Genomic DNA, 16091 nt, shown 5'->3' with positions numbered 1-16091 from the left:
AAGCTAGTTTGCCTTCAATGTATTAACCAGATCCATTACACTGCTTTTTTCCATAAAGGAGAACTCCCTGTCTCCCCGACTATTTACATGCAAATTTTTTGCTATTACAACACCCCGGCAATAACCCGCCTGACCTTCAAAATAAACATCTCCTTCCGGTGCATAAATCAGCCCGTCAAAAGTAGTAATTCCTTTGAATTTCAAGCTATGTTCTCCCTTTATATAAATCACCGTATCACTATTACAACAAATAAAAGGTGCATCAAGTTCAACATCTTTATCAATAATAATAATTCCCTCTAAATTAAGTATCTTAGAACTTTCATACCTTCCCGGTCCGTCCTGTGTAAATTCATTTACGCCAGACAGCGTACGCTCATTCTCACCTGTATGCTGCTCCGATGGTGTAAGTTTATGCGGCTCGCCGGTATTTGCTATCAACCCATTGATTCCGGAAGTAAGATTCGTAAATTGTAATGTTGAATCTGCTATCATTACCGGTCCCCTGCAATGTACACTTGACCAGAACCAGTTCTCCTGATCTGGAAAATATGTTGTTTCCACAATATATGGGAAATCCAATTCCTCCGCCACATGAATTGTAACAGAATCATAGCCTGTATGCCATTGATTTCCAGCTTTGACTGTAACATAAATTTCACCATCCTCAGCTGTTTCATCAATACTTATTTTTATCTTTTCATCATCTGTTCCAGAGGTCTCAAAAGTATAGGAATCCTTATTTATATTCCCGCCTTCTTTAAATTCATAACTACGTTTTGTTCCAATATCGAACCTCTTTAATGCTGTAGACAAATTCACGGTGTCTCCAGGATGTACCCAATAATCCAAACCATTTGATTTATCAAAATATACAACATCACCTGCTCCAGCTATTTCAGGCGAATCCACCACCTCTATATAAACCATATCTTCATACGGCTGACCATCTACTATACCGCTAATCTTCACTGTATATTCTCCTAAAGGTGTCCCCGGATACTCTGTTTTCACACATCTCGCATTCATCAAATCCAATGATGGATATCCTCCTGCAACTGTTACAGAATCTGCGGGATTCACCGAAAGTAAATCCAATGGATTACTTTCCCAGGTAATAGAACCACTTAATGTTCCATTCACCCTTGCATAGATATACATTGATTTTCCTCTTTGCAGCCAGTATTTCCGAATCTGGCCTAAAGACAGCTTCTTGCCATGTACTACTGTTACTTCCGCCGTTCCTGACTTGGTGGTATCCTGTACCGATGTTGCTGTTACCGTTAAGGTCTTTGCCTTCTCATCCATGCTGATCCACAGCAGTCCATCCGCTGAAATAGTGGTAAGGGAAGACGTATTTCCGGAAAGACTCCAGGTTACCTCCTGGGATGGTGAATTATTACCATAAACAATTGCCTGAAATGCCTTTCTTCCGCCAGGCCGCATCATAACCGTCTGTGGCAGAACCTTAACGCTGAGTACGGATGAAATGACCGGTGCTGCATCCGGTGTATAAGGTTCCCCATTTACTACAATCTGGTTACGCAGATACACTGTAGTATCCGCTCCATAACTTTTCTCTCCACTGGCAAGAGCAACAGACACTGTTACCTGACGCAGTGAAGTTACTTTCGTCAGATCAATGGAAAAATCTGTTACATGCGTTGCCAGATCCTGTTCTTCTATATTTTCAGTTACCGTTCCTGCCGCATCAATAGTCTCCTGCTTATATGTCAGCTTCTCTGTGGATTTTGTCCACAAAACGGTCTCTTTTGTATATCCGGTATCGGTGGTCTTATAAATCTCCAGCCATTTTCTGGTCAGTCCTGCTGCTCCACCCGGATAAAGGCTGTCCTTTAAAATTTCCGTGCCGCTTCCACTCTCTGATACATCTGCATAATAACGAAGTGCACTGTCTGTATCGATAATATAACTATCCATCTGGGATAGGAGAATCTGTGCATCCTCCTGTAAGTCTGCTTCATCGGTTACTTTTCCATATGTTCTTGTGGAGAAAATCAAAAATGTGCCGATTAATCCACCGACAATTGCCACAATCGCAATTCCCACCAGCAGTTCAACCAGCGTAAATCCTTTATTATCATATATCCCGCATTTTCTGATTTCACAATACTTCTTTGAAGCTTTCCTGTGGTCCACTTTGTTTTCCTCCTCCCTGCTTTTTGCTTACTGTATCTCATGTCTGCCGGTGGCAGCACTTATTTTTATCTGCATATCACGGTCTGACAACTTCAAATATATACCAGTATAATAGCTTTCCACACTGTTTACCTTTACGGTCTTAACCGCCCCCGTACTTCTGTCATAGAGAAATTCTGCCGCACTGCTTAAATTACTCTCACTGCCCTGATTGGATAATGTAACATCTGATACTGCTGTCCCGTCTTTTCCTTTATAACTTAGCGTAATCGTCAACGGTTCTTTTCCAAGTGAATACTTTTCCAGCACCTTGTCCTCAGTTACACGGTAAATATTTCCGTCCCGGCAGGATTCCTTTATTATTGCCGCATAATATTCTCCATTCAATTCATAGACAATAAGACCTGCAGTATCACTCTTACTCATAGACTGAACCATAGCTTTATCCAGTGCTGAATCCAGTCTTTCCGCAACATGACGCAGTTTCCATCCATTCTGTGAGCCGGTAAGCAGAAACGCTCCCACAGAAATAATTGCAAGAATCGCCACGGTAACAATCAGCTCTACCAACGAAAATCCACTATTCTTTTTTCCGCTTATACGATTCCCTTTCTGCATCTTATCTTTACTCCTTTGACCAGTTCTGATAGGTTACAAGCTTCGTTACATCCACGGCATCCTCTCCGGTATATGCCTTTCCAATACTGCCTACATAGTACTGGCTGTTCTTCAATACCTGTGACAGAATATAGGTATCTGACCCCTTCTTATATTCGGCATTCTGGATGACTCTGGCAGCATCCTGCATATCAGATGACACTGTTGAACTGCTGCTTCCCGGCATGCCAAAGGTCACCTGGCCACCACTTAAAATTGTACCGGAGTAATCTGCTGTAACCTTCACATCTCCGGTTGCAATGATAAGCGGTACATTCTTTCCACCCAGAAACGAAGCATCCACCTCCAATGCTGATGCACCTTCATTATCTGTTACGTATGCCACCTGCCGGACTCCATCCCCATCGGTAAATTCAAATTCAACTGCTCCGGATGTGCCAGTAATTTTTTTCAGCCCGTCTACATCCACCAGATTTTCAAACACAGTGGCTGCCTTCTGCTCCGCTGTAAGCCTCTCATAATCCTTTGTCAGTGAAATATTATAAGAAGCATACATATCCTGCCAGCCACTCTGCAGTCCGGCATAATAACCATCCTCGTAAATATCGTCTAATCCATTACTTATGGTTGTCGGCTCAATGGTGCGGATTCCTTTTGTATCCCAGACAAGAATACTTCCGTTGGTAATCTTCTCCACAGAGCTGCTCTCCCGGATAGATAATTCTGCGTCATCCACATAAAGAGACAGGTACTGCTGCCTTGTGGCTGCATGGTCTGCATCATTGTAGTATGCAAGGTCAAATGCCGCAGCTTCCTTTGCATTCTCGAATTTTAAGAAATAATAAACCAGACCATCTTTATATAATGGTGTGATATCCAAAGCATGATAATTTTTTAACACTTCATAATTAATATATTTTTCCGGAGCTGCTGCAAAATCACTCTTTGCCATAAAATCTTCCGCTACCGTTGTGGGATTGGTAGTATTTATAAGAAAACAGTCTGCCGGTGCAAGATATGCCGTCTGGCTGCTCTTTACAGCCAGGGATTCTCCCATCATGGCATTGCCGCTTCCGATATAGGCATTTCCTGCTAACATCAATGTCTTTAATCCATTCATGCGGATACTAGCCTTGCCACTGTCTGCAATTCCATTGATAATCATGGCACTGCTGTATGCCGCCTTATTGGCATTGACTTCTTCTGTAACTACAGATGCCGCTGCTTGGCAGTCTCCGGATTACCGTAGCCATAATACTCTCCACGCAAGGTAACATCACCGCTTCCGGTAATCGTCAAATCATCCGATACATATGTACTGCCAGATAAGGACAGGGCTGCGTTGCTGTAAACATTGAGATTATCTGCCCATATCGTAGCTTTGGTATCCGTTGTAAAAGAACCTTGGTTTTCTACCGTAAGTCCGCCTCTGGTAATCAGCGTCTTGCGCAGTCCAAGCATTACACTTCCACTGTTGTCAATGTGGAATCCATTCCGGTCACTGCTGCTCCCGGTATAATAATTGCCTGCGTATACATTGCCATTCATGGTAAGTGTACGGTTTCCATTGTTTACCCAGACACCTTCATCTGCTACCACACAGTAATTCAGCAAATCCGGTACTGATGTTGACTGGATAAAGTTTACCTGTGGATAGCTTAATACAAGATCTGTATCTACAACTGACTCATAAGCATCTGCATCCTTATAAGAAAGCTCCAGATTCATAATCACAAGACCGGACTGTGTTACCACAAAATCTGCATCTTTGCCATCCTGTGTTGTAAGTCTGGCTCCGGTACCGGTTGCTGCTTCATAACGGTGGGACGCACCGATATAATTCTCAAGATAGCCGATATCATAATGGGTATCATCCATGGTCTGCCCGATTTTCTTCTTTAACTCCTTCCGGTACAATTCCCGGAAGGTGCTCTGACGCACAGCATCCTGATAACTGCTGGCAGAATATTGTGACATAACAGAAAGATATGCCGTGGTTGCTGCATCTGCCACATCCTGCTGCAGACCGGTACGTATCTCATCCATTGCCGCTTCTGCATCATAGAAATTATCCGCAGACTTCTTATATACTGACTTCATCTGTATATTCATCAGAGAAAGAGACAGTACTATAACCACCAGTATGCTTACCAGTGCCACTGTTCCAATGACCATGACCAGTGACATTCCTCGATTGTCCCGTGATTTCTTCCATCTGTTCATTGTTTTCCCGCCTTACTTCATTGCCGTTCCTGTTAAGGTAATTGATTTTTCCGAATCTACCGGTTTAACGGTTACTTCTACTGTATAAAGTCTGGCTGCATCTGCCTTTGCAGCCTCGCCCATCTTCTGAAAACCAAAGGCGCTTTTAGCTGTAGCTGCTGTAATACTGCTTCCATTTCGTTCTATACTGCCGATGTCTGTCTTATCATCTACAGAAAGATTTGTATGAATCTGTGTTGCTGCCACTGTTGATGGAGCACTTTCTATAATACTGACTGCAAGTGGTGTATCCTGCGAGCCCTGACGGATAAGATATACATCAACCGGAATATCCTGTCTGTTTTCGATTACCACCTTCTCCTGCGTTCTGTACATATCACCGGCTGTTCGAAGTGCCGGAATATAGCACACATAAAGACTTCTGAGATCTGCTCCGGTCAGCACCGAATCAAATATGGTCAGGGTCTGGGGTGTTCCGATTGTATTTCCGGAAGCATCACTGTATGTTACCGTCTGGGTAACGGTATATCTGCCGTGATTTTCCTTTACTGCAAAGCGGTATTCCGTTCTGCATGCATTCAGCAGTTCTTCCGCCTTCATGCCCAGCGAATCCGCATTTTCATCTATTATGTCAAATCTTGCATTCTTGTCCTCTACATAAACAGCATCCCGGCTGTCATCCATAACAGAAATCTCCGGGATACCCTGAGCATTATATGCCTTTTCATCAGTACCATCCTGATAGGTCTCCTGCGATGGTGTCATTACTGCCTTAACATCATATGCCCTGCCATCAAAGCTGTAATTGCTATACTCTGCCTCATAAACCGGAAGCTCCACACCATCTATCGTAACCGTATCTCCCGATTTCACACCATAGCCTTCAACACCTGCCGCTTTTATTTCTTCCATAATATTTTCAGCCAACGTAGTAGCATTTAAATTCTGTCTTGCCCTGGCATTGGTCTGGGCAGATGTTACAAATGCTTTCAGTAAAGGAACTGCACACAGTACGAGAATCGCTACTGCAATCAGAATTTCCACCAGTGAAAATCCCCGGTTATTTAAACTACAATTTAATTTATGATTTAATTTTCTGCCATTATAACCGCTCATACCATCTCTGCTCCTTTCTGCTTTTCACATTTTCTTCTATACTGTCCGGCTTTTCTTACCGCCTGGTATCCGTTCCTGTGGTACCTGTTGTTCCTGTGGTACCTGTTGTTCCTGTGGTATCTTCCGTACCTGTGGCATCCGATGGAGCTGCCGGAGTAATCGTTCCCGTTCCAAAGATATTATCTGTTCCTAAGGATACCCCATCAATGGTTAATGGTTCATATGGTTTATCACTTCCGTAGAGATAATACATATTTACCGTCATATTTCCTTTCAGCTTCCCGGTTTCTTCATCCGGCTCGAAGCTTGCTGTATCCACAGACATCTTGAAATTATTATTCTTTAATCCACGCAGACAGTTCTTAAGCTGTGTATAATCACATTCACAGTCAAGACTTACCACGGTACGATATAACAATTTGCCATCATCTGCCGGATTGCTTCCATCTTCATTCATTTCATAAACCATTTCGTCCGTCTGGAGACCTACGCCGGTAACATGAAAGCCATACTCTTTTTCAAGACTTCTGGCAAACATAATCTTATCCTCCGAACGGATCTCTGATGGAATTGCATCCATTACCTCCTGCATTTCCTGTGTCATGGAATCTGTATATGCCTTATAAGTCTCTTCGTTCTGCTTCATGGTCTGCATAACCTTTACTTCTCCACGCACCTCATCTACCTGGCTCTTTAAATTTTTATTTGCCTTCTGGACATTCAGATATCCAAACTGGTAGATTAAGAAAAATAATACTATGCCGCCTAATACAAATATCAGTTTTAATTCCCTGTCGTTTACTTTCTTATTTTCCTTATTCATTGTCTGCCTCCCCACTTTCGGTACTGCCTTCCATATCCGGATAAATATACTGGTCACCATTCATATAGGTCTCGACATCTTCTTCCGGTGTGGTCTCGGTATCAATGGAATCATCTGCTGTACCATTTACATAGGTACACATCACTGAAAATGTTACCGTAATTTTACCGTTCTCATCTGTGGATTCTGTAATTCCGTTGGTCGTTACACTGCGGAAAGCATCGAAGGTTGCAAGATTCTGCAAAATCTTTGCTGCTTCTTCCTTTGTAGATACTTCAATGTCCATGGAAATTCCCTCTCCATTACTGGTAAGGCTTGTTACCTTTACACCGGATGGGAATTTTTCTTCCATTTCTTCAATGGCATCTGCCAGTGCATCACTGACTGTCTCTGTCTTGCCATTCATTTTTGTCACATCATCATACTGGCTCTTGGTATCCACATATGCATTATAAATATCCTGTATATATTCCAGTTCATCCTTCTGCTTATTCAGAGTATTCAGTTCGTGGGATAATGCAATCCTCTGTACTCCGGATAATGCCAGCAATATCACAGCACATGCCACGCAAAGCAGACCAATCAGCTTTGCCGCAAGCAATTCGCGTTTTTTCTTCTCTTCTATAATCTTTGCAGTCTGTGCCGAACCAAACACAAAGTCTAATGGCTGTATTGCTGCTCCATAGCAGGCTTCATACATGGCATCAAATCTGCCTCCGGATGTACGGAAACCGTTTAAAACATCTTTTTCCTGTAAATGTACCGGAAGATTCAATTCCATGGACATCAGCCTGTCCAGTCCCTTGATATAAGCTCCGTTACCAATCAGGAAACACTCTTTTACTTCTGCCCCATTATTTCTGGACTGATAATAATCTAATACACGCCGGATATTGCCAATCATCGGACGCAGTGCTTCTACCGCTTCTGCCCGCATGGCATTCATGGCATCTTCCGGTGCCGCCTGGTTTGTATCCAGACAGTCTGTCTGCTGTAATATATCCATCGCTGCCGGATACTGTTCCTTCGGGAAAAGACCGGAATCCACTACAACCTTCTCTACTTCTTCAAAGCCATAAAATACTGTTCTTTGTAATACAACCATTCCCTGATTGATAATCGTAATCATGGTTGCATTATTGTCTAATTTTACAGAACAGCAGATATTATTTCCTACCGCTTTATGCATCATCTGGAAAATACTGTTTCCCACATAATCAAGTGCTGTATGTTCCAGGGAGCAGAAATCTGCCAGCTCTTCATAAGACTGTACCAGATCTCCCGGCACAGCAAATACATATAATTTTCTCTTCTTTACCGTGTCCTGCTGTACCACACCTTCATTCCGGTATACCAGCTGGTACCGGGATAAATCTACCGGGAAGAAATCTGCTGAATTTGTATTCAGGAAATCCTTGATACGGTTTTCTTTTATCATCGGAATCAGCACTTCACGGCTTGCTATCTTACCGGAATTAACTACGAATAAAGTTTTCCGTGTCTTAATCTTATTTGCATCCAGAAGCTTATGTAAGGCTGTGCGGAATTCCTCACTCTTACGCACACCGGCTTCTCCAATTACACCTACCGGAGTCTGAAAGCTAAAGCTTCGATATACTTTCGGATTCTTCACCCGGTAATCCATCTCCAATACATGGGTTACATCAACACCTATTTCTATACTTAATATCTTCATCCTTCACTCACCTTTCGTGATTATAACTGGAAAGCATACCTATGCTTCATACACTTTCCACTTATAATCACTCTTTTCTACATAAAAAGTCCCAGATACCAGTCTATCATCCCATTCCCCCACAGGGCGGCAATAAATATCCCGACCGATAAATATGGACCCAGCGCCAGCATTCTGCCGGCACCACAGACCTTCATCCGGAACAGATGCACCACAGAACCCGCAATACATCCCATCACAAATGCAAGAATAATCAACTTCCATCCGAGAAGCAGCCCGGCAGCCGCCATCAGCTTGATGTCTCCACCACCGATTGCTGCTCCTCTGGTAAGAAGTGATAATAACAGCAAGAACAAGCTTACTGCAAAGAAACCAATCATCAAGGTTCCTCTGTCCCCTTTTCCAAATACGCACCGGATAACCCCCAGTACAAACAGGAACACATTGATTCCAAAAGGAATCTCATAGGTGCGGTAATCTATCACACTAAGTACGATTAACGCAGAAGTCATAAGGCAGTATAAAATACTGTCCCAGCTAAAATCTGTTGCATAAAATACAACTACATAAAGGATTCCATTGAGTGCTTCGACGATAGGGTACTGCTTTGACAGCTTCGAACCACAGTAACGGCATTTTCCCTTTAAGAAAAGATAACTGAACAGCGGCACTAAATCATACCATTTCAACCGGTGCCCGCAGCTCATACAGTGGGAACTCTCCCGGACGATATCTTCTTTCTGTGGTATCCGGTAGATACAGACATTTAAGAAGCTTCCGATGACAATTCCATATATGAAAATAAATACTGTGATGAGTGCAGGCATTGGTGTCATGGTATGTAGTGTCCTTTCTTAGCTCAGCGGATTATTTTGTCCACTTATCTTTATCCACTCCGTCAATGGATGGAGAAATCTTGGTATCTTTTGCAGGATCATACGCTTTGCCATCCTCACTTGCTGGTGCAAGATATACAGCAACCGCACCCTTGTCATCACAGCTATACATAAATAAATAGCTAGAATCTACTTTACATGTAGGTGCTGCTTTTCCCATTTCTAATGCCTCTGCAACATCATCTGTTACTTCATGCTTATTTCCATCATAACTCATACCTGTCGGTGCTGTTCCCTGGGAATCTGCATACTGAGCTGCTACTGCATTGTAGATATTCTCTGCCTGCTGGATATCTCCGGATACTTTGGAGCTGCTGATGTACTTAACAAACTGAGGAATTAAAATTCCTGCTAAGATTGCCATGATGGCAATAACGATGATTAACTCAACTAATGAAAAGCCTTTGTTGTTCTTTCTGTTTCTAATCTTGTTCATAATGCTATTCTCCTTCTTGTATAAATATAAATATTTTATCTTAAAATTCCGCCCCTATTACGGAACCTTAATTCGTTTTACATGTTGCCGAGCTGGTTGTACATCGAAAGCATCGGTGCATAAATTGCTGCAATCAGAATGACTACGATAATTGCCATAACTACGATAATCATTGGTTCCATTGCCGCCATAACCGTCTGGGTAGTCATCTCAACCTCTTCATCATAATAATCTGCCAGCTTGTCTAACATGCCCTCAATATCACCGGTTTCCTCACCGATAGAAAGCATGTGGATTACCATAGGCGGGAACAGTCCGCCCTTCCGCAGCGGTTCTGATAACGGAACACCCTTTGCCACTTCCTCTCTTGCCGACTGCAATTGCAGCTGGAAGTGACGGTTCTTCATCAGCTTGGTGACTGCATCAATTCCATGAATCAATGGAATTCCTGCATACATTAAAGTACTTAATGTACGGGCAAACTGTGAAGAATATGTCTTTATGTTTAACTTGCCAAACATTGGAAGCTTCATGGCCATTTTGCCAAAGAACAGCTTTCCGCTCTCTGTCTTGCGCCATTCCCGGATACCAAGCACAATCAGCAGGATTCCTCCCACGAAAAGATACCAGAATTTTGTAATTACATGGCTCATGCTCATCATTGCCCGGGTGATGCCCGGCAGCTGCATGCCTGCCTGCTCAAAGGTTGCTGCATATCCCGGTATTACCTTTACTACCATCAGAATGACGATTAATACTGCCACAATCAGCAGTACCACCGGATAAGCCAGTGATTTTTTCATTAAACCGGACAGTTTTGCCGTCTTATCAAACTGCACTGCCATACGGCTGAAGGAAAGCTCGATATTACCGGAGGTCTCTCCTGCCGCCACCATATTCACTAGCATTTCCGGGAAAATCTCTCCCTGATGTCCCATAGCTTCGGATAGTGTCTGTCCTTTTTCCACTTCGGTACGTACTTCATGAAGTGCAGCGGAAAGCCTCTTATTTTCCGTCTGTTCCTCTAACATTCCAAGGGCATCAATTACCGTAACCCCGGCTTCTATCATACTGACAAACTGCCGGCAGAACACGCTTAAATCCCTTGGTTTTACTTTCCGCCCAAAGCTTAATTTAATATCCTTTTCCAACATTCCGACTTCCTTTATGGATATTAAAGTAAGTCCGTTTTTCTTAAGCTGGGCTGCTGCCTTGTTCTGATTTTCTGCATCAATGGTTGCCTTCTTCTCTTTTCCCATGGCATCCACTGCTATATATGAATAACTGGGCACCTTCTCATCCCCCTTACAGTATATTTATCGGTTAAATTTCAAATTTGTTAACCATTTTTCTCATTCTACGGTATCCACGGAAGCTGCTGTTAACAGTTCCCTGCAGATGCTCCGCAGTTTAGAATAGCGTTACCTTCTGCTGCATAACTGCCGGCTCCTGTGCAAAACTTACGGCATCTTCTGCTGATATCTTATTCTGCATATAAAGGTCATAAATAGCATCATCCATTGCCTGCATGCCAAGCTTCTTGCTGGTCTGTATCATAGACTGTATCTGGAAGCTCTTTCCTTCACGTATCAGGTTACGGATTGCCGGAGTGGCAAGCATGACCTCGTAAGCTGCCACACGTCCACCGCCTTCCTTTGGAAGAAGCTGCTGGGCGATAATTCCTTCAATAACACCTGACAGCTGTATCCTGGTCTGCTGCTGCTGATGCGGTGGAAACACGTCAATGACACGGTCAATGGTTGCTGCTGCACTGTTGGTATGCAGGGTTGAAAATACCAGATGTCCGGTCTCTGCCGCCGTAATCGCAATACTGATTGTTTCTAGGTCACGCATCTCCCCCACCAGAATTACATCCGGGTCTTCACGCAATGCGGCGCGAAGTGCTGACGCATAACTCTTACTGTCGTAACCGATTTCCCTCTGCAATACAATTGACTTGCTGTGAGGATGCAAATACTCAATCGGGTCTTCCAGTGTAATAATTGTCTTAGCATATGTTTCAGAAATAATATGTATCAAAGACGCCAGTGTGGTAGATTTACCACTTCCGGTCGGTCCTGTTACCAATACCAGCCCACGCTTGCGGTTGGTCAGGTCAACCACAGATGGTGGAATACCAAGCTGCTTTGCTTCCGGTATCTCAAACGAGAGTATACGGAGTGCTACCGCATAAGTACCTCTCTGACGGAACACATTAAAACGCACCCTGTGAAAGCCTGCGATAGAATACGCAAAATCCAGTTCTCCATTTTCCTTCAGCTCTGCCTTCTGCTCTTCCGTCAACAGCGGTTCTATCATTTCTTCTATTTCAAATGGTTTTATCTTCTCATCTGATGCAGGAACCAGTTCTCCATCAATCCGGAACATCACCGGGCTTCCCGGTGCAAGATGGATATCGGATGCCCCTTTTTCATTTCCTTCCCGCAAAAACATTTCTATTCTGTTCATTGTAAAATCCCCAGTTCTCCTTAATCCTCAGCAGATACTCCCACCAGCTCTGACACAGAAGTAATTCCTTCTAAAACTTTACGTCTGGCTCCCGCTGCAAGAGTTTCCATTCCATTTTCTACTGCCAGATGTTTGATTTCGGCAGTGGAAGCATCTTTTGCTATAGCGTCTTTCATTTCCGTGCTGATTTCCATCATCTCATAGACACCGATTCTGCCCTTATATCCTGTATTGGCACACATCGGGCAGCCCTTTGCTTCAAAAATCATCGTCTCATCCAAATCATCCAGATTCAGAAGCTTGCGTTCGTATTCTGTCGGCTTATGCGGCTGTTTACAGTTCGGACAGAGTCTCCGCACCAGACGCTGGGCAATTACACCAATTATGGAATCCGCAAGGAGGTATCCCTCTACGCCCATATTTAACATTCGGGTAATGGTTCCTGCCGCACTGTTGGTATGCAGGGTACTTACTACCAGATGTCCAGTAATAGAAGCCTGTACCGCAATCTCTGCAGTTTCTTCGTCTCGGATCTCTCCAATCATGATAATATCCGGATCCTGTCGCAGGATTGAACGCAGTGCAGATGCAAAGGTCATATCCGCTTTGGCATTTACCTGTACCTGATTGACGCCGTCCAGATTCGCCTCTACCGGGTCTTCTACTGTGATAATATTAATATCCTCTGTATTCAGTTCAGAAAGTGCTGTGTAAAGCGTCGTTGATTTACCACTTCCGGTTGGTCCTGTTACCAAAAGGATTCCATTCGGATGCTTTAACATACGATCAAAGCTTTCCAGCTCCCCCGGGGTAAATCCAAGTTCCCTCTTATCCTTGGTCAGTGCTTTCTTCTGTGCAAGACGAAGTACACACTTCTCTCCATAAACCGTTGGCAGGATTGATACACGGATATCATATTCCACACGATCTACCACAAGGGTAATTCGTCCATCCTGTGGTTTTCTTTTTTCTGATATATCCATGCCGCCAATAATCTTGATACGTGCTGTAATTGCATTCAGAAGCCGGATGTCGTAGCTCGCCTTCTCATATAACACACCATCAATCCTGTAGCGGATTCTTACACGGCTTTCCAATGCTTCTATATGTATATCACTGGCACGCTGTCTTGCTGCCTGCTCAATCATGGCATTTACCAGAAGGACAATCGGGGAATTTGCAATATCTTCATCATTCTCCTTCTCCTGTTCCCTCTGCTCTTCCTGCCGGCGCTCCAGTGCATATGCCTCAGCCACCTTCCTTGCTTCACTGCTTCCATAGAAACGGTCAAGGGTAAGCATAATATCATGGGTTGTGGCAATTACCGGTGCGACCTGCAGATTAGTAATAATAGAAAAATCATCAATTCCACGCATATCCATCGGGTCGGCCATTGCCACACGGACTTCATTCATATTATTCGGTGAAAAGCCAATTGGTACCATGACATATTTTCTCAGAACTGCCACGTCCACCAGCTTTAGCACATTTTCTTCTATCTGTATTCCACTAAGCGAGACTATTTCCAGTCCAAGCTGGCTTGACAGTGCCTTGGCAATATCCGTCTCATTGGTATAACCCAGCTCTACCAGAACCTCACCCAGCCGCTTTGTAGTCCCCTTTTTCTTCTCTAATGCATCTGAGAGCTGCTCATCTGTAATAATCTGTTCCTCAATCAGCATATCCCCCAGACGTTTCTTCTGTCTGCTTTCCATTCTCTGCCACTCTCCAAATCATTCTTCACATATCATGATGTGACAAAAATCATCATTATTTTATTATAGCCATTCTTTATATGCTTTTCAACAAAATTTCTATTTTTATTCGCTTTTTTTCGTAATTTTTGTCTATTTTTTTGTGTTTTTAAGTAAAATTCAGGGATAGACAAATGTCTCTTTTGTACAAGAAACACGGTCTATCCCTCATATAGCTTCTATATCAGACATTAAAACAGCTTCCACCGATAAACTCACGGATAATCGAATTGTTATTGATATTATCTGCCGGTACCGGAAGGAAATAATCTAAGAACTTCAGCAGCCGCTTCGCTTCAAGATACTCCGGGCAGTCCCGTTCAATTGCAAACAGCAATGGCTCTGCATACTGTTTTAGCACAGCAAGTTCATAAATTAAAGCTGAATTAAACATTACATCAGCACCTTCCTGAAATGGGAAGATATTTTTTTCTTCTCCCCGCCTTACCGAATCCCACATGGCAATGGTCTCCCTCGCTGATGTAGCCCTGGTTCTTGCATCCCTTACAATTCTCCGGATCAGTCTGCCATCTGTCGTCGGCAGGCAGTTATGTTCATCAATATCCAGCTGGGTCAGCGCACTGATATAAATACGGAATTTGCTTTCCTGCGGCAGAGAGTAGGAAAGCCTGTCATTCAGTCCATGGATGCCTTCAATAACAAGTACATCTTCCTCTCCAAGCTGCATCATTCTGCCTTTTGCTTCCCGTTTTCCGGTTTTAAAATTAAATACCGGCAGTTCCGTTGCATCTCCATTTAAAAGACTTGTCATATCATTATTAAAACGGTCAATATCCAATGCCTCCAGGCATTCGAAATCCAGTTTTCCATCTGCATCTTTCGGTGTCTTATCCCGGTCTACATAAAAATCATCCAGCGGAACCGGATGCGGTTTCATGCCATGGGCGGCAAGCTGTATGGACAGCCTGTGGGAAAACGTTGTCTTCCCGGAAGAGGACGGACCTGCTATCATAATGAATTTCTTATGATGTCCCTCTTTAATCTGCTCTGCCAGCTGTCCTATTTTCTGTTCCATCAGAGCTTCCTGTATCAGAATTATTTCCTGTATTCTGCCGGCAGAAACTGCATCATTCAAAGCTCCTATGGTTCCTACTCCCATGGTATGTCCCCACTCTGACGCTTCTTCCAGTGTCAGGTACAGTTTATCCGATGGGGCAAAAACATCCACCGTCCTGGTATCTTTTCCCGGAAAGAGTAGCATAAAACCTTCTTTATATAATGTCAGGTCAAAATATTTCAGATAACCGGTAGACGGTACCATATATCCATAGAAATAATCTTTGTAATGATCCAGCTCATAAATATTGACTCTTGAGCTTCTCCGGTAGCGGAACAGTCTTTCTTTATCGGTCATTCCCAGTCTCCGGAAGAGTTCTACTGCATCTGCCGTCGGCAGACTGTGCTTTTCAATCAGAAAATCGGCTTCTACCAGACGCTGCATCTCCTGCTTTAAATTCCTTAACATCTGTTCATCGACAGCTACCCATTCTGCCTGCTCTGATGCTCCGTTCTTTTCCTCATTCCGCTTCAGTTCACAATAATATCCCTGGGCAATGGAATGCATGATACGGACCGTAATCTTTTCTTCCCCATAAAGATTATGCACTGCCTTCTGCATCAGTAACGCCGTACTTCTCCGGTATGCTTTCCTTCCATCCTTGTCTGCTGTTGTAATAAAGGTAAGATTTCCCGATTCTACCTTCTCACGCAGCTCCCGCAGGCGGTTGTTCACCAGCACCAGGACAATATCATCCGAAAACTGTTTCTGATATTCCTTGGCAAGCTGCTTGTATGTGGTTTCCGGCACATACTCCCTTACATTTCCGTGAATATTAATTCTACATCTAATTTCTCCCATAGTAGTCCCCCATTTCTTTGA

General features: G+C 43.4%; 13 protein-coding genes. All 13 read right to left on the bottom strand.

The window, feature by feature from the left end:
- Nucleotides 1-3: 3 nt before the first annotated feature.
- Complete coding sequence (locus DW059_RS05355; protein ID WP_117698084.1) at nucleotides 4-2160, bottom strand: type II secretion system protein; 2157 nt, start codon at nucleotides 2158-2160, stop codon at nucleotides 4-6.
- Nucleotides 2161-2187: 27 nt separating this feature from the next.
- Nucleotides 2188-2778 carry a pilus assembly FimT family protein gene (locus tag DW059_RS05350; protein WP_117698083.1) on the bottom strand — a complete coding sequence of 197 codons (591 nt, stop codon included), beginning with the start codon at nucleotides 2776-2778 and terminating at the stop codon, nucleotides 2188-2190.
- 7 nt (nucleotides 2779-2785) lie between these two features.
- A complete protein-coding gene (locus tag DW059_RS05345) occupies nucleotides 2786-3943 on the bottom strand; it encodes a hypothetical protein (RefSeq protein WP_117698082.1) in 1158 nt (385 codons plus the stop codon).
- Between the two features lie 44 nt (nucleotides 3944-3987).
- On the bottom strand, nucleotides 3988-5001 hold the full coding sequence (locus DW059_RS05340; protein ID WP_117698081.1) for a hypothetical protein: 1014 nt from the start codon (nucleotides 4999-5001) through the stop codon (nucleotides 3988-3990).
- 12 nt (nucleotides 5002-5013) lie between these two features.
- Nucleotides 5014-6117 carry a type II secretion system protein gene (locus DW059_RS05335; RefSeq protein WP_117698080.1) on the bottom strand — a complete coding sequence of 368 codons (1104 nt, stop codon included), beginning with the start codon at nucleotides 6115-6117 and terminating at the stop codon, nucleotides 5014-5016.
- Between the two features lie 55 nt (nucleotides 6118-6172).
- Nucleotides 6173-6940: a hypothetical protein gene (locus DW059_RS05330; RefSeq protein ID WP_117698079.1), complete on the bottom strand. Its 768-nt coding sequence runs from the start codon at nucleotides 6938-6940 to the stop codon at nucleotides 6173-6175.
- Nucleotides 6933-8636 (bottom strand): pilus assembly protein PilM, encoded by a 1704-nt coding sequence (locus DW059_RS05325; protein WP_117698078.1) that lies wholly within the window; start codon nucleotides 8634-8636, stop codon nucleotides 6933-6935. Before DW059_RS05325 ends, DW059_RS05330 begins: the two co-directional genes overlap by 8 nt.
- Before the next feature lie 77 nt (nucleotides 8637-8713).
- Nucleotides 8714-9472: a prepilin peptidase gene (locus tag DW059_RS05320; RefSeq protein ID WP_330408291.1), complete on the bottom strand. Its 759-nt coding sequence runs from the start codon at nucleotides 9470-9472 to the stop codon at nucleotides 8714-8716.
- A gap of 31 nt (nucleotides 9473-9503) precedes the next feature.
- Nucleotides 9504-9968 (bottom strand): prepilin-type N-terminal cleavage/methylation domain-containing protein, encoded by a 465-nt coding sequence (locus DW059_RS05315; RefSeq protein ID WP_117698077.1) that lies wholly within the window; start codon nucleotides 9966-9968, stop codon nucleotides 9504-9506.
- Between the two features lie 77 nt (nucleotides 9969-10045).
- On the bottom strand, nucleotides 10046-11260 hold the full coding sequence (locus DW059_RS05310; RefSeq protein WP_117698076.1) for a type II secretion system F family protein: 1215 nt from the start codon (nucleotides 11258-11260) through the stop codon (nucleotides 10046-10048).
- Between the two features lie 118 nt (nucleotides 11261-11378).
- Nucleotides 11379-12437 carry a type IV pilus twitching motility protein PilT gene (locus DW059_RS05305; RefSeq protein ID WP_117698075.1) on the bottom strand — a complete coding sequence of 353 codons (1059 nt, stop codon included), beginning with the start codon at nucleotides 12435-12437 and terminating at the stop codon, nucleotides 11379-11381.
- Between the two features lie 20 nt (nucleotides 12438-12457).
- Nucleotides 12458-14152: a GspE/PulE family protein gene (locus DW059_RS05300; protein WP_117698074.1), complete on the bottom strand. Its 1695-nt coding sequence runs from the start codon at nucleotides 14150-14152 to the stop codon at nucleotides 12458-12460.
- Between the two features lie 223 nt (nucleotides 14153-14375).
- Entirely contained in the window at nucleotides 14376-16070 is a 1695-nt protein-coding gene (locus DW059_RS05295) for a nucleoside kinase (protein ID WP_117698073.1), read from the bottom strand.
- Nucleotides 16071-16091: the final 21 nt, after the last annotated feature.

The organism is Roseburia sp. AF42-8 (genome assembly GCF_003435965.1).
GTDB lineage: Bacteria > Bacillota > Clostridia > Lachnospirales > Lachnospiraceae > Roseburia_C > Roseburia_C amylophila.
The sequence above is the reverse complement of the archived record's forward strand: the minus strand, read 5'-3'. Positions and strand labels throughout refer to the sequence as shown.

Bases quoted from the DNA above. Each gene is read 5' to 3' on its own strand.
- DW059_RS05350 (WP_117698083.1), bottom strand. From the start codon at position 2,778: ATGCAGAAAGGGAATCGTATAAGCGGAAAAAAGAATAGTGGATTTTCG.
- DW059_RS05345 (WP_117698082.1), bottom strand. From the start codon at position 3,943: ATGATTATCAATGGAATTGCAGACAGTGGCAAGGCTAGTATCCGCATG.
- DW059_RS05340 (WP_117698081.1), bottom strand. From the start codon at position 5,001: ATGAACAGATGGAAGAAATCACGGGACAATCGAGGAATGTCACTGGTC.
- DW059_RS05335 (WP_117698080.1), bottom strand. From the start codon at position 6,117: ATGAGCGGTTATAATGGCAGAAAATTAAATCATAAATTAAATTGTAGT.
- DW059_RS05330 (WP_117698079.1), bottom strand. From the start codon at position 6,940: ATGAATAAGGAAAATAAGAAAGTAAACGACAGGGAATTAAAACTGATA.
- DW059_RS05325 (WP_117698078.1), bottom strand. From the start codon at position 8,636: ATGAAGATATTAAGTATAGAAATAGGTGTTGATGTAACCCATGTATTG.
- DW059_RS05320 (WP_330408291.1), bottom strand. From the start codon at position 9,472: ATGACACCAATGCCTGCACTCATCACAGTATTTATTTTCATATATGGA.
- DW059_RS05315 (WP_117698077.1), bottom strand. From the start codon at position 9,968: ATGAACAAGATTAGAAACAGAAAGAACAACAAAGGCTTTTCATTAGTT.
- DW059_RS05305 (WP_117698075.1), bottom strand. From the start codon at position 12,437: ATGAACAGAATAGAAATGTTTTTGCGGGAAGGAAATGAAAAAGGGGCA.
- DW059_RS05300 (WP_117698074.1), bottom strand. From the start codon at position 14,152: ATGGAAAGCAGACAGAAGAAACGTCTGGGGGATATGCTGATTGAGGAA.
- DW059_RS05295 (WP_117698073.1), bottom strand. From the start codon at position 16,070: ATGGGAGAAATTAGATGTAGAATTAATATTCACGGAAATGTAAGGGAG.